The organism is Dysosmobacter welbionis, from assembly GCF_005121165.3.
GTDB classification, from domain to species: domain Bacteria; phylum Bacillota; class Clostridia; order Oscillospirales; family Oscillospiraceae; genus Oscillibacter; species Oscillibacter welbionis.
In genome coordinates, this window is sequence record NZ_CP034413.3 from 1,155,788 (window position 1) to 1,167,306 (window position 11,519).

Consider the following 11,519-nt stretch of genomic DNA (forward strand, 5'->3'; position numbering starts at 1 on the left):
TCCGCGGGGCCCCGGACAACGCCCGGAGCCGCTCAGAACCCCCACTTGTATCCGTATCCCCACACCGTGGTGATGTACGTGGGATTCTGCACGTTGCTTCCCATCCCGCGGCGCGGGATGGGACCCCTTTCCTCAGCTTGCGCGGCGGAAGTAAATTCCACCTTGCGCCAAGGTTTTGGCTTCCGCCAAAACGCTTGTACGGGCCATCGGCCCGCCCCGCTCCGCGGGGCCCCGGACAACGCCCGGAGCCGCTCAGAACCCCCACTTGTATCCGTATCCCCACACCGTGGTGATGTACGTGGGATTCTGCACGTTGCTTCCCATCCCGCGGCGCGGGATGGGACCCCTTTCCTCAGCTTGCGCGGCGGAAGTAAATTCCACCTTGCGCCAAGGTTTTGGCTTCCGCCAAAACGCTTGTACGGGCCATCGGCCCGCCCCGCTCCGCGGGGCCCCGGACAACGCCCGGAGCCGCTCAGAACCCCCACTTGTATCCGTATCCCCACACCGTGGTGATGTACGTGGGATTCTGCACGTTGTCCTCGATCTTCAGCCGCAGGCGGCGGATGTTGACATCCACGATCTTCAGCTCACCGAAGTAGTCCCGGCCCCAGACCATATCCAGGATCTCCTCCCGGGAGAGGGCCTTGCCCGGATTTTCCATGAACACCTTCATGATGGAATACTCCACCTGGGTCAGCTTGATTCGCTGGCCGTTCTTCTCCAGCGTCCGGTTGCGGGTGTTCAGCAGGAAGGGATCCTGCCGAATCTCCCCGGTCTGGGGGATCTCCTCTCCGCCGGCCCGGCGGAACAGGGCGTCCACACGGGCGGTAAGCTCTGCCGGGGAGAAGGGCTTGGTCACATAGTCGTCGGCGCCGGTCATCAGTCCCGTCACCTTGTCCATCTCCTGGGAACGGGCGGTGAGCATGATGATACCGATTTTGGTGTTGGTGGCCCGGATGCGGCGGCAGACCTCAAAACCGTCGATCCCCGGCAGCATGATGTCCAGCAGCGCCACCCGGGTATCGGGGTTCTCCTTCAGCTTGTCCAGTGCCTCTTCGCCGGTCTCCGCCTCAATGACGTCGTACCCGGCACGGCGCAGGTTGATGACGATAAAGCTGCGGATGCTGGACTCATCCTCCAGCACCATTACTTTTTTCATTCGGCATACCGTCCTTTCTTCTCTGTCAGCTGTCGCCGGCGGACCACTCCGTGGTGATCAGGCTGAACGCCTCCCGCACCTCGTCTTCCGTCAGGCCGTATTCCCAGCTCCCATTTGCGTCCAGAAGCTCGGCCGTGTAGATGATCTCCGGCAGACGGCGCAGGATGACCCGGCCGCCCCGGGTAGCTCTGGCCTCGCGGCCGGAGCCTGTGAGCTTGGTGATCCGCAGGACATCCTGTGGTGGCTCCCCGCTGTCTCCCCGGTAAGAGAATGTGACCGTGACCTCCTCCGTCCCGGCCGTGCGGGTAATGAGGATCTGATCCTTCCACACGTCCGGCAGGCGCAGGTACCAGCCGTCCTCCACACTGTGGTAGGTGCTCACCACAGCCGCTTTGGTGCCGTCGCTGGTATAGGTATACCAGTCGATCCGCCGGCAGGGGTCCTCACCCACGTTTCCCCAGGCCGGGATCGGCTCGGGATGGGGGACCTCTGTGATACCGTCGCCGTTGATATCCTCCGGGTACAGGGAACTGAAGGGCGCGATCTCCGAAGACACCCCCGTCACGTCGGACAGCAGGATGTTCACCAGTTCTCCATTTTTCACGGTCAGGATGTCAGTGACCATCCAGGCCGACTCCTCCACCCCCGTGACGAACAGGGCCGGCGTACCGTCCTGTAGGACACCGCTCTTCACACGCCCCTGCTGGCTCAGCTCCGCCATGGTGCTGGTGATCCGTGCGGAGGTTCGCAGCTGGAACTCTTCCTCCTGCCAGCAGTAGTAATCCGCAATGCCGTTGCCCTCCTCATCGGCCCGGAGCACCACCAGCTCCCACAGGCCATCCTGATTCAGATCGTTGACCGCATATTTCACATAGCTGGTGCCCTGCACCAGCTCCTCCGGCTCCCCGGACCGCAGGGTGTAGACGGAGAGGGCCAGGAGGTCCGTATTGACCCGCCAGCCCACCAGCAGCTCCTTCCGGCCGTCCTGGTCCAGATCCTCGTAGGCAATGCTGTAAATGCTGGTGCCGGTGCCCTCAATGACGGCAGCCTGCTCATATCCCTGCTTTCCGGCGGTAAAGATATAGATCTTCAGGGGCTTCTCATCCGCAGAGTTGCGGAAGAAGGCCAGCGCCTCCTCCTCGCCGTCTCCGTCCAGATCCTCCAGCTGCACGGGCTGGATGTTGCTGCCGGAGACGGGGGCCGCGTACTCCGCCCCGCTCTCCAGCAGCTGGTTGAGTGAGCTGTTCAGCTCCGTGTACTCCTCCGGCAGCTGCGGCAGGCTGTACAGGTCCGTGGGGGAAAAGGAAAATCCGCAGCCGCTGGCGGACAGAAGCAGAAGCAGGCCGACCGCTGCCGTCAGCATCCGCTGTATTCGCTGTCTCATGGCCTCCTCCTCTCTGCCGGTGGGCTGCCCCCGCCGAAAAACGCATAATTCAACTTATATATGATAGCACGTTTTCTCCCTGATGTGTAGGGGTTGTCAGCATTTTTCCCGCATTTTACGTTCTGTTCATTTTTCCGCCGTCCCCGGTCGGAAGGCCGCGATCAGGGCCAGCTTCCGCCTGCGATCCAGCCGTTTGATGGCGGCCTCCCGCCGCAGGGCCGCAGACCGGTCCGGCACCGCCTCCTGGTAGACCAGCTCCACCGGCAGGCGGCTGCGGGTGTACTTGGCGCCCCGCCCGCTTTGGTGGGCCTGGAGGCGGCGGGGCAGGTCGTTGGTGCAGCCTGTGTACAGTGTGCCGTCCCCGCAGCGCAGGATGTAGACCAGATAGCCCATACCGTCCCTCCTCTGTCCGATGAGACCAGTATACCACAGCCCGCCGCCCCGTCAAAGGGCTTTCCGCATGGGGACTTCCCTGCCCGGCATAGGAATGATGGTACAGGGAGGGATTCTATGTTGTCTGCCGCACTGCTGCTCTTCGCCAACACGCTGCTCTTCTCACTCCGCCTGTCCGGCGGCGGGTCGTTTCCAAAGCCGCTGTCCGCCGCAGAGGAGCGGGAATATCTCCGCCGCTACGCCCAGGGAGATCAGGAGGCCCGGGATGTACTCATCGAGCGGAACCTGCGCCTGGTGGCCCACATCATCAAGAAATACTATACCCAGAGCGCCGATCAGGAGGACCTGATCTCCATCGGCACCATCGGCCTCATCAAGGGCATCTCCAGCTTCGACCCGGAGAAGGGCGCCCGCCTGGCCACCTACGCCGCCCGCTGCATTGAAAACGAAATTCTCATGTACTTCCGCAGCCAGAAAAAGCTCCAGGGAGAAGTCTCTCTGTCGGATTCCATTGAGACAGACAAGGAGGGCAATGCCCTCCAGCTGATGGATGTGGTGGGCGTGGATGACACCATGCTGGACGATATCCACGACCGGGACAGCGCGCTCCGGCTCCACCAGATCATCCGGGAGCGTCTGACCACCCGGGAGGCGGAGATCATTCGCCTGCGGTACGGGCTGGGCGGCACCATCCCCCTGACCCAGAGGGAAATTGCCGCCTCCTTCGGGATTTCCCGGTCCTATGTATCCCGCATCGAAAAGCGGGCGCTGGAAAAGCTGCGCCAGGAGCTGCAGGACGGCCCTGCGCCCCAGCTGGTCCGGCGGAGGCCCCATTCCTCCGGGACGTGACCGCCGGATTTGGAAAACAGAGGGCGTGATGGAAAATTTCCATCACGCCCTTTCTTTGCGCGCTTCCGCGCCTTTCAATAGCGCCGCACCACGGCGGCCACCTTGCCCAATATCTGGGCATAGGTGCCGTCAATGGGGGAATATGCCTCATTCTCCGGCAGCAGCCATACCTGACCGCTTTTCAGAGACAGGCGCTTAACCGTCGCCTCGTCATCGATCAGAGCCACCACAATCTCACCGTGCTGCGCAGTGGGCTGGCTGTGAACCACCACCAGGTCGCCGGGCAGGATGCCTGCGTTCAGCATGGACTCGCCCCGGACCCGCAGGGCAAAATACTCCCCGGGCCGACCGGCGGTATCGAAGGTCAAATAGTCCTCGATACACTCCTCCGCCAGAATGGGGCTGCCGGCCGCCACATTGCCCACCACTGGGACCTGATTTTCAGGCTTAGGAGATTCCCGCAGCGTGATGGCGCGGCCCTTGCCGGCGCCCTTTTCAATGACGCCTGCCTCCTCAAGCCGTTTGAGGTGAAAATGGACTGTGGAGGGTGACTTCAGCCCCACGGCCTCCCCGATCTCCCGCACCGAGGGGGGGTAGCCCTGCTCCCGGATACAGGCGGCAATGTACTCGTAGATTTTCTGCTGCATCTTTGAGAGCTCCCGCATACGTGTCCACCTCCGCTGGATTTCTGGCTGTATTATACCACAACGCCGCAGGAAAAGCAAACATTTGTTCCATCATTTTCAAACTTTTTTGTCGTCTGTCCGTACGCTTCCGCATAGCTTTGATTTGTCTGCTTTTTTGCAAAATCCCCTTGAAATACAGAGAAAACTATGGTATCATTAACATCTGTGAAATCATGATCCATGCGCTGCATGGCTGAAAGTTTTGGAGGTTATCCTGTATGGACGCTTTAACGCTCGTCATCACGATCCTGCAGCTTCTCTGCGGTCTGGCAGTCATTGTCATCGTGCTCTTCCAGTCCGGCAAGAGCGCCGGCCTCTCCGGTGCCATCGGCGGTGTGGCCGACTCCTTCCTGTCCCGCAACAAGGCCAAGACTCTGGACGCCAAGCTGGCCCGCGCCACCAAATGGGTTGGGGCCATCTTCCTGATCCTGACGCTGGTCCTGCTGATCCTGCAGGGCTGATTTCGCGCTGAAAGCGCCCGGTGTGCCAGCACACCGGGCGCTTTTTTATATGTCGCCGGAGCAGTACAGCACACCGGCCTCCGGTTGGATACCGTTGGCTTCCAGCAGTTCCTGCACCGTCACGAAGCGGTAGCCTTCCCCTTGAAGCGTATCTACAATCTCCAGTGCCGCGTCCACAGAGGTATCGTAGATATCATGGAGCAGGATGATCTGATTGGGGGCCGCATTTTCCAGGACCGCCGCCTTCACCTGGGCTGTATTGAGCTTTTCCCAGTCCCTGGGATCGATGGACCACTTTATCATGGGCACCTGCAGCAGCTCCCGGTCCGCCGCATCCACGGCCCCGTATGGCGGGCGGAGCCAATATGGCCCCCCTCCCAGCAACGCTTCCAGCGTCTCCTCTGTACGGCCTACCTCCCGCTGCAGCGTCTCCCGGGAGATCCCCTGAAGCCGTACATGGTTCCAGGTGTGGCTGCCCACCTGATGGCCCTCTGCCTGCATCCGCCGGACCAGGTCCTCATTGCCTTCGATCTGCTTGCCAATCAGGAAAAAGGTGGCGCTTGCCCCCCGCTCCTGCAGGCCGTCCAGTAGCCGCTCGGTAGTGTTCCGGCGTGGGCCGTCGTCAAATGTAATGGCGATCAGCTTGTCCGCCGGGAGCTGGGCATCTGCCCCAGCCTCCGCCACAGGGCCGCCCGGCGCGCAGCCGGACAGCAGTGCCAGGGCAAGGCACAGAAAAAACAGGCGACCTCTCCACATCGCGCCCACACCTCCTCATTCATGCAGCGGTAGTTTGCGCGGCAGCTGAAAATTTACACCCGTTAAAATTTTCTCCTGTTTTTTCATAACACGAAAAAAGGAAGCGGGCCCCGCCCGCTTCCTTCATCTCATATTCCGTTCGGTGCTCTGCATAGACGGTCAGGAGAACAGGTCAGAAATGGCATCTCCCACCAGGTCCACTGCCAGATCTGACACCACTTCCAGTCCCAGAAGCACTCCCCCCTCCTTGGCAGCTGAATGGGCTCTCTTTCGCCCGCGTGCTGCGGGCTTCTCCCTCTGCTGAAATTCCGGTTTCTTCTCGAGCTGCGGCGCGTCTCCGTCCCCTGCAGGCTGATTGAAGGCCCCGCACCGGGGGCAGAAGCCGTCTGCATCGCAATCATACCGTTTGCCGCACGAAGCGCAGGAAATCTTCTTCACAGATGTTCCCTCCTTTGCTCTGCTGCCGGGCGCTCACAAGTCCCCGCCGGGCAGCCGTCGACCGTGGGACTGCTCCTTCAGCAGCCGGCCCATGGCCATCTCTGCCTGACGGAGATTTTCTCCCAGTTCCCGCTGGAGCCTCCCTGTCCGCTTCTGCTGTGCCGCAGGGGACTCAGCGGCCGCGGCGGTCCCGCCGCTCCGGACCCAGACAGGCTGGTTGAAGGCCCCGCACCGGGGGCAGAAGCCATCCACATCGTAGTCATACCGCTTTCCGCAGTCCTCACAGTGAACCATGCGCATAGAGATCTCCCCCTTCGCTTCCATTGTATCACATCTCCTTCAGGTCCACAAGAACAATCAAAAGCCCTTTGTCACAGGTCCTAGGTTCCCATGACAAAGGGCTTTTTTGATTGCGGGTTCTTACTTCACCAGCTCGATGATGGCGGTCTCCGCGGCATCTCCGCGGCGCACGCCGGTGCGGATCACGCGGGTGTAGCCGCCGTTGCGCTCTGCATAGCTGGGAGCGATCTCCTTGAACAGCTTCTTGCAGACATCCTCGCGGGTGATGAAGCTCATAGCCTGCCGATAAGCGGCCAGGTCGCTCTTCTTGCCGAGGGTAATCATCTTCTCAGCCAGAGGCTTGATCTCCTTGGCGCGGGCAAGAGTGGTCTCCATCTTGCCGTTGTCCAGGAAATCCGTCACCTGCTGACGCAGCATCGCCATGCGCTGGTCAGTGGGCTTGCCAAGTTTCCGAGTTCCGGGCATTTTGGTTTCCTCCTTATCAGGATTTTGGTCAGCCGGGGAACGTCCGCCGGCATTGGAATCAGTTGTTGTTATCTTCGTCAGCCAGATGGAGTCCCATCATCGCCAGCTTGTTGATGACCTCTTCCAGGGACTTGCGGCCCAGGTTGCGGACCTTCATCATCTCGTCCTCCGTCTTGGAAATCAAATCCTCCACGGTGTTGATGTTGGCACGCTTGAGGCAGTTGAAGCTGCGGACGGAGAGATCCAGCTCTTCGATGGTCAGCTCCAGCACCTTGTCCCGCTGGGCCTCCGCCTTCTCCACTACGGTGGGCTTGCTGCCCACGTTCTCAGAGAGGTCGGTAAACAGCGTGAAGTGGTCGCACAGGATCTTCGCACCCAAGGACACGGCGTCCCGGGCAGAGATGGTCCCGTCGGTCCAGACCTCCAGCGTCAGCTTGTCGAAGTCGCTGGAAGCACCCACACGGGTGGGCTCCACGGTGTAGTTGACCTTATACACGGGGGTGTAGATGGAGTCCACGGCGATGACGCCGATCACGTTCTGCTGCGGCTTGTTGCGGTCCGCAGGCACATAGCCGCGTCCGTGGGACAGGGTGATCTCCATGTTCAGCGTCGCGCCGTTGTCCAGCGTGGCAATGTGCATGTCGGGATTCAGGACCTCCACCTCGCCGTCGGCCTTGATATCGCCGGCCTTGACCTCGCAGGGGCCCACCGCCTCGATGTAGACCGTCTTCACCGTCTCGCAGTGGAGCTTGGTGAGCAGGCCCTTCACATTCAGGACGATCTCCGTCACGTCTTCCTTGACACCTGGGATGGTGGAGAACTCATGCTGCACGCCGGCGATCTTGATGGTGGTCGGGGCCGTGCCGGGCAGAGAGGAAAGCATAATGCGGCGAAGCGCATTGCCCAAAGTGGTGCCGTAGCCGCGCTCCAGCGGTTCCACCACATACTTGCCGTATGTGGCGTCCCCCGGCGTCTCGATGCACTCAATCTGGGGCTTTTCAATTTCGATCATGCAGTAGTACCCTCCTTCATCTTCTTGTTGCGAGCACGCATGATTGCGCGCCGCCGGCAGTTCCTATCATTATTGAGGGTATCCTCCGCTTACTTGGAGTACAACTCAACGATGAGGTGCTCCTCGACGGGAACGTCGATGTCCTCCCGGGCGGGCAGACGGGTCACGGTGCCCTTCAGGGCGTTCTTCTCACGCTCCATCCAGGCGGGGATCAGGAACACGGGGGCATCCTGGCCCAGCAGGCGCTTGAAGATCTCAGAGGAGCGGCTGGACTCGGCAACCTCGATCACATCGCCGGCCTTGACCTGATAGGACGGAATGTCGACCTTCCGGCCGTTGACGGTGAAGTGGGCGTGGCTCACCAGCTGACGGGCCTGACGGCGGGTCATGGCGAAGCCCATGCGGTATACCACGTTGTCCAGACGGCGCTCCACAGCGATCAGCAGGTTGTCGCCGGTCTTGCCGGGGGTCTTGGCGGCCGCCTCGTAATAGGCGTGGAACTGCTTCTCCAGAATGCCATAGATGAACTTGACCTTCTGCTTCTCATTCAGCTGGATGCCATATTCGCTCTTCTTCTTTCTCATCTGGCCGCCGGGGTTGCGATTGGTCTCCTTCTTCGCATAGCCCATCACGGCAGGAGAAATGCCCAGAGCCTTGCAGCGCTTCGCGATCGGCTGCATATTCTTAGCCATTTGCTTGTTACCTCCTCTTCAAATCAGACACGGCGGCGCTTGGGGGGGCGGCAGCCATTGTGGGGGATGGGCGTGACGTCCTTGATCATGGTCACTTCCAGGCCCACGGCCTGCAGCGCCCGGATCGCGGCCTCACGGCCCTGGCCGGGGCCCTTGACGAAGACCTCGACGGTCTTCAGGCCATGCTCCATAGCGGCGCGGGCGGCCGTCTCAGCCGCGGTCTGTGCCGCGAAGGGGGTGGACTTCTTGCTGCCGCGGAAACCGAGGCCGCCGGAGGAAGCCCAGGAGATCGCGTTGCCCTGTGTATCGGTAACAGTTACCATGGTGTTGTTGAACGAAGAGCGGATATGGACCTGGCCCCGCTCAATGTTCTTCCGTTCACGCCGGCGGCGAATGACCTTCTTGCCGGCGGATGCCTTTGCAGTTGCCATCTTGGTTCTCCCTCCTTACTTCTTCTTGTTGGCAATGGTCTTCTTGGGACCTTTGCGGGTCCGCGCATTGGTCTTGCTGCGCTGGCCGCGCACGGGCAGACCCTTGCGGTGGCGAATGCCGCGATAGCAGCCGATCTCGGTCAGCCGCTTGATGTCCAGAGCGGTCTGGCGGCGCAGGTCGCCCTCAACGGTATAGCTGTCGATGGCGTCGCGCAGCTTCTGCTCGTCGGCGTCGGACAGATCCTTCACGCGGGTGTCGGGGTTGACGCCTGTCTGCGCCAGGATGTCCTTGGCGCTCTTTCTGCCAATGCCGTAGATATAAGTGAGGCCGATCTCGATACGCTTATCCTTCGGCAGGTCAATACCGGCAATACGTGCCATACTCTCAAAGCACCTCCAATTAAATGTTAGCCCTGTCTCTGCTTATGCTTGGGGTTCTCGCAAATGACCATGACACGGCCTTTGCGGCGAATGACCTTGCACTTCTCGCACATGGGCTTTACGGACGGTCTTACTTTCATAGTTTTTAACCATTCCTTTCAGCGGTTTGTGTCTTTTCAGCTCAAGTGGCGCTTACTTACTGCGCCAGGTGATCCGGCCGCGGGTCAGGTCATACGGGGACATCTCCACCGTCACCTTGTCGCCGGGCAGAATCCTGATGAAATTCATTCTGAGTTTTCCGGAAATATGTGCCAAAATCTTGTGTCCATTTCCAATGTCTACCTGGAACGTTGTGTTGGGCAGGGCTTCCACCACGACACCCTCCACTTCAATCATGTCGGATTTTGCCAAACGTTATCCCTCCTGGTCCGGATAAACCTCCTCGCGGTAAGCCGCAAGGGTTTTGCGAAGCTCGCTGTTGGTGATCCTGGCTTCGCCTCTGATCTTTTCAGAAAGCCGGTTCTCGTCCGCCGCTACAAACAGCACGTGTCTGCGCTTTTTGCGTTTGGGCGACTCCACCTTCCTGGATTTCCCGTCCGCCAGCAGCAGGTACTCCCCCTCCACCGCGAGAACGATGAAGAGCTTTCCCTGGTCCCGGCCGGCAACGGATCTTACGATGTTGGATGCTGCAATTTCCATGCGTTTCCTCTCAGATGGCGGGGGCCGTCAGGATCTCAGGCTCGCCGTCCGTGATCAGAATGGAATTTTCATAGTGGGCCGCCCATTTGCCGTCCAGCGTCTTGACGGTCCAGCCGTCGCTCATCTGCTGGATGGCCGCCGAGCCGGCGTTCACCATGGGTTCGATTGCAAGCGTCATGCCGCGGAGGAGCCTGGGCCCCCGGCCGGGATGGCCGTAATTGGGGATCTCCGGCGACTCGTGCATCTGGGCGCCGACACCGTGGCCGACGTATTCCCGGACGATGGAGTAGTCGTGACTCTCCACGTACTGCTGGATGGCTGCCGAGATATCGAACAGCCGGTAGCCCTCCTTGGCAAACCTGATTCCCTCAAAAAAGCTCTGTCTGGTCACGTCGATCAGATCCTGCGCCTCCGGGGAGATCCTGCCGCAGGGGAAGGTGGCCGCACAGTCGCCGTGAAACCCTCCAATGTACGCTCCCACATCCACACTGACGATATCGCCCTCCTGGAGGACCCGGGGTCCGGGAATTCCGTGGATGATCTCGTCGTTGACGCTGATGCAGGCGCTGGCCGGATAGCCGTTGTAATGCAGGAAGGAGGGGACTGCGCCTTGCTTGCGAATGAAATGCTCCACTGCACGGTCGATCTCATGGGTTGTGACGCCGGGCTTTACCAATTCCCCTGCATAAGCACGGGCAGCCGCGGTAATTTTTCCGGCCCGGCGCATCAATTCGATCTCATGGGGGGATTTGAGTGTAATCATACGCTCATCTCCCCAGTGCGTGGAGGATGGCCCGGGAGGTCTCTTCCACAGAGGGCTGATTCTCCACAGGCTTCAGGAGTCCCCGCTGGGCATAGAAGTCCTTCAGCGGCTCGGTCTCCTTATGATAGACCTCGAGCCGCGCCTTGACGGTCTCGGGGGCATCATCTTTCCGCTGGACCAGCTTACCGCCGCACTTGTCGCACACGCCCTCCTGCTTGGGGGGCACAGCTACCATGTGGTAGCTGGCCCCGCAGGATTCGCAGACACGGCGGCCGCTCATCCGCTCCATGATGGTCTCGTCAGAGATCTCAATAGAGATCACGTCGTCAAATGTGATCCCGGCCTTTTCCAGGGCCGCGGCCTGGGCGATGGTGCGGGGCACCCCGTCCAGGATATAGCCGTTCTTGCAGTCATCCTCTGCCAGCCGCTCCGTGACGATGCCGATGATGACGTCGTCCGGCACCAGCTGGCCGGCGTCCATATAGGACTTGGCCTTCAGGCCGGTGGGCGTGCCGTTTTTGATGGCCGCCCGGAGGATGTTGCCTGTGGAAATGGTGGGAATACTCAGTTCTCTGCACAGGATTTCCGCCTGTGTTCCCTTACCGGCGCCGGGGGCGCCCAACAGGATCAGCTTCAATTGAAACGCCTTC

General features: G+C 60.7%; 20 protein-coding genes. 2 read left to right on the top strand and 18 right to left on the bottom strand.

Features of this window, described 5'->3' with window-relative positions; genetic code table 11:
- Window positions 1-472 precede the first annotated feature (472 nt).
- The 3 genes from EIO64_RS06125 to EIO64_RS06135 all read right to left on the bottom strand — a co-directional run bounded on the left by EIO64_RS06125 (window position 473) and on the right by EIO64_RS06135 (window position 2,936).
- Complete coding sequence (locus EIO64_RS06125; RefSeq protein ID WP_021749629.1) at window positions 473-1,159, bottom strand: response regulator transcription factor; 687 nt, start codon at window positions 1,157-1,159, stop codon at window positions 473-475.
- Window positions 1,160-1,184: 25 nt separating this feature from the next.
- A complete protein-coding gene (locus tag EIO64_RS06130) occupies window positions 1,185-2,543 on the bottom strand; it encodes an FG-GAP repeat domain-containing protein (RefSeq protein WP_021749630.1) in 1,359 nt (452 codons plus the stop codon).
- Between the two features lie 126 nt (window positions 2,544-2,669).
- Window positions 2,670-2,936, bottom strand: a complete 267-nt coding sequence (locus tag EIO64_RS06135; protein WP_021749631.1) for a GIY-YIG nuclease family protein — start codon at window positions 2,934-2,936, stop codon at window positions 2,670-2,672.
- A gap of 117 nt (window positions 2,937-3,053) precedes the next feature.
- Here EIO64_RS06135 and sigK point away from each other — a divergent pair, with 117 nt between their 5' ends.
- Window positions 3,054-3,785: an RNA polymerase sporulation sigma factor SigK gene (gene sigK / locus EIO64_RS06140; protein ID WP_021749632.1), complete on the top strand. Its 732-nt coding sequence runs from the start codon at window positions 3,054-3,056 to the stop codon at window positions 3,783-3,785.
- 74 nt (window positions 3,786-3,859) lie between these two features.
- Here sigK and lexA read toward each other — a convergent pair whose 3' ends face one another.
- Together lexA and EIO64_RS06150 are read right to left on the bottom strand one after the other, a co-directional pair.
- Window positions 3,860-4,450, bottom strand: a complete 591-nt coding sequence (lexA, locus tag EIO64_RS06145) for a transcriptional repressor LexA (RefSeq protein ID WP_021749633.1) — start codon at window positions 4,448-4,450, stop codon at window positions 3,860-3,862.
- A gap of 32 nt (window positions 4,451-4,482) precedes the next feature.
- Window positions 4,483-4,662, bottom strand: a complete 180-nt coding sequence (locus EIO64_RS06150) for a hypothetical protein (protein WP_145985107.1) — start codon at window positions 4,660-4,662, stop codon at window positions 4,483-4,485.
- Window positions 4,663-4,689: 27 nt separating this feature from the next.
- On the opposite strand from EIO64_RS06150, the gene secG reads away from it, so the two are divergent.
- Entirely contained in the window at window positions 4,690-4,932 is a 243-nt protein-coding gene (gene secG / locus EIO64_RS06155) for a preprotein translocase subunit SecG (RefSeq protein WP_021749635.1), read from the top strand.
- Window positions 4,933-4,977: 45 nt separating this feature from the next.
- Here secG and EIO64_RS06160 read toward each other — a convergent pair whose 3' ends face one another.
- From EIO64_RS06160 to EIO64_RS06220, 13 genes are all read right to left on the bottom strand, one after another.
- Window positions 4,978-5,688: a polysaccharide deacetylase family protein gene (locus EIO64_RS06160; protein ID WP_119311578.1), complete on the bottom strand. Its 711-nt coding sequence runs from the start codon at window positions 5,686-5,688 to the stop codon at window positions 4,978-4,980.
- A 159-nt stretch (window positions 5,689-5,847) separates the two neighbouring features.
- Window positions 5,848-6,126 carry a hypothetical protein gene (locus EIO64_RS06165; RefSeq protein ID WP_119311579.1) on the bottom strand — a complete coding sequence of 93 codons (279 nt, stop codon included), beginning with the start codon at window positions 6,124-6,126 and terminating at the stop codon, window positions 5,848-5,850.
- Between the two features lie 33 nt (window positions 6,127-6,159).
- On the bottom strand, window positions 6,160-6,450 hold the full coding sequence (locus EIO64_RS06170) for a hypothetical protein (protein ID WP_021749638.1): 291 nt from the start codon (window positions 6,448-6,450) through the stop codon (window positions 6,160-6,162).
- A gap of 96 nt (window positions 6,451-6,546) precedes the next feature.
- Window positions 6,547-6,891 (bottom strand): 50S ribosomal protein L17, encoded by a 345-nt coding sequence (rplQ, locus tag EIO64_RS06175; RefSeq protein WP_021749639.1) that lies wholly within the window; start codon window positions 6,889-6,891, stop codon window positions 6,547-6,549.
- Between the two features lie 58 nt (window positions 6,892-6,949).
- Window positions 6,950-7,903 carry a DNA-directed RNA polymerase subunit alpha gene (locus EIO64_RS06180; protein ID WP_021749640.1) on the bottom strand — a complete coding sequence of 318 codons (954 nt, stop codon included), beginning with the start codon at window positions 7,901-7,903 and terminating at the stop codon, window positions 6,950-6,952.
- Window positions 7,904-7,992: 89 nt separating this feature from the next.
- A complete protein-coding gene (rpsD, locus tag EIO64_RS06185; RefSeq protein ID WP_021749641.1) occupies window positions 7,993-8,595 on the bottom strand; it encodes a 30S ribosomal protein S4 in 603 nt (200 codons plus the stop codon).
- Window positions 8,596-8,618: 23 nt separating this feature from the next.
- Window positions 8,619-9,026 carry a 30S ribosomal protein S11 gene (rpsK, locus tag EIO64_RS06190; RefSeq protein ID WP_021749642.1) on the bottom strand — a complete coding sequence of 136 codons (408 nt, stop codon included), beginning with the start codon at window positions 9,024-9,026 and terminating at the stop codon, window positions 8,619-8,621.
- 15 nt (window positions 9,027-9,041) lie between these two features.
- On the bottom strand, window positions 9,042-9,407 hold the full coding sequence (rpsM, locus tag EIO64_RS06195; RefSeq protein WP_021749643.1) for a 30S ribosomal protein S13: 366 nt from the start codon (window positions 9,405-9,407) through the stop codon (window positions 9,042-9,044).
- Window positions 9,408-9,433: 26 nt separating this feature from the next.
- Window positions 9,434-9,547: a 50S ribosomal protein L36 gene (gene rpmJ, locus EIO64_RS06200; protein WP_014116882.1), complete on the bottom strand. Its 114-nt coding sequence runs from the start codon at window positions 9,545-9,547 to the stop codon at window positions 9,434-9,436.
- 52 nt (window positions 9,548-9,599) lie between these two features.
- Window positions 9,600-9,818, bottom strand: a complete 219-nt coding sequence (gene infA / locus EIO64_RS06205) for a translation initiation factor IF-1 (RefSeq protein WP_025544561.1) — start codon at window positions 9,816-9,818, stop codon at window positions 9,600-9,602.
- Between the two features lie 3 nt (window positions 9,819-9,821).
- On the bottom strand, window positions 9,822-10,106 hold the full coding sequence (locus EIO64_RS06210; protein WP_021749645.1) for a KOW domain-containing RNA-binding protein: 285 nt from the start codon (window positions 10,104-10,106) through the stop codon (window positions 9,822-9,824).
- Window positions 10,107-10,116: 10 nt separating this feature from the next.
- Window positions 10,117-10,869 carry a type I methionyl aminopeptidase gene (map, locus tag EIO64_RS06215; protein WP_119311580.1) on the bottom strand — a complete coding sequence of 251 codons (753 nt, stop codon included), beginning with the start codon at window positions 10,867-10,869 and terminating at the stop codon, window positions 10,117-10,119.
- Between the two features lie 4 nt (window positions 10,870-10,873).
- Window positions 10,874-11,506 carry an adenylate kinase gene (locus EIO64_RS06220; protein WP_119311581.1) on the bottom strand — a complete coding sequence of 211 codons (633 nt, stop codon included), beginning with the start codon at window positions 11,504-11,506 and terminating at the stop codon, window positions 10,874-10,876.
- Window positions 11,507-11,519: the final 13 nt, after the last annotated feature.

Coding starts and splice junctions, on each gene's coding strand:
- EIO64_RS06125 (WP_021749629.1), bottom strand. CDS start 1,159: ATGAAAAAAGTAATGGTGCTGGAGGATGAGTCCAGCATCCGCAGCTTT.
- EIO64_RS06130 (WP_021749630.1), bottom strand. CDS start 2,543: ATGAGACAGCGAATACAGCGGATGCTGACGGCAGCGGTCGGCCTGCTT.
- EIO64_RS06135 (WP_021749631.1), bottom strand. CDS start 2,936: ATGGGCTATCTGGTCTACATCCTGCGCTGCGGGGACGGCACACTGTAC.
- sigK (WP_021749632.1), top strand. CDS start 3,054: ATGTTGTCTGCCGCACTGCTGCTCTTCGCCAACACGCTGCTCTTCTCA.
- lexA (WP_021749633.1), bottom strand. CDS start 4,450: ATGCGGGAGCTCTCAAAGATGCAGCAGAAAATCTACGAGTACATTGCC.
- EIO64_RS06150 (WP_145985107.1), bottom strand. CDS start 4,662: ATGCAGCGCATGGATCATGATTTCACAGATGTTAATGATACCATAGTT.
- secG (WP_021749635.1), top strand. CDS start 4,690: ATGGACGCTTTAACGCTCGTCATCACGATCCTGCAGCTTCTCTGCGGT.
- EIO64_RS06160 (WP_119311578.1), bottom strand. CDS start 5,688: ATGTGGAGAGGTCGCCTGTTTTTTCTGTGCCTTGCCCTGGCACTGCTG.
- EIO64_RS06170 (WP_021749638.1), bottom strand. CDS start 6,450: ATGGAAGCGAAGGGGGAGATCTCTATGCGCATGGTTCACTGTGAGGAC.
- rplQ (WP_021749639.1), bottom strand. CDS start 6,891: ATGCCCGGAACTCGGAAACTTGGCAAGCCCACTGACCAGCGCATGGCG.
- EIO64_RS06180 (WP_021749640.1), bottom strand. CDS start 7,903: ATGATCGAAATTGAAAAGCCCCAGATTGAGTGCATCGAGACGCCGGGG.
- rpsD (WP_021749641.1), bottom strand. CDS start 8,595: ATGGCTAAGAATATGCAGCCGATCGCGAAGCGCTGCAAGGCTCTGGGC.
- rpsK (WP_021749642.1), bottom strand. CDS start 9,026: ATGGCAACTGCAAAGGCATCCGCCGGCAAGAAGGTCATTCGCCGCCGG.
- rpsM (WP_021749643.1), bottom strand. CDS start 9,407: ATGGCACGTATTGCCGGTATTGACCTGCCGAAGGATAAGCGTATCGAG.
- rpmJ (WP_014116882.1), bottom strand. CDS start 9,547: ATGAAAGTAAGACCGTCCGTAAAGCCCATGTGCGAGAAGTGCAAGGTC.
- EIO64_RS06210 (WP_021749645.1), bottom strand. CDS start 10,106: ATGGAAATTGCAGCATCCAACATCGTAAGATCCGTTGCCGGCCGGGAC.
- map (WP_119311580.1), bottom strand. CDS start 10,869: ATGATTACACTCAAATCCCCCCATGAGATCGAATTGATGCGCCGGGCC.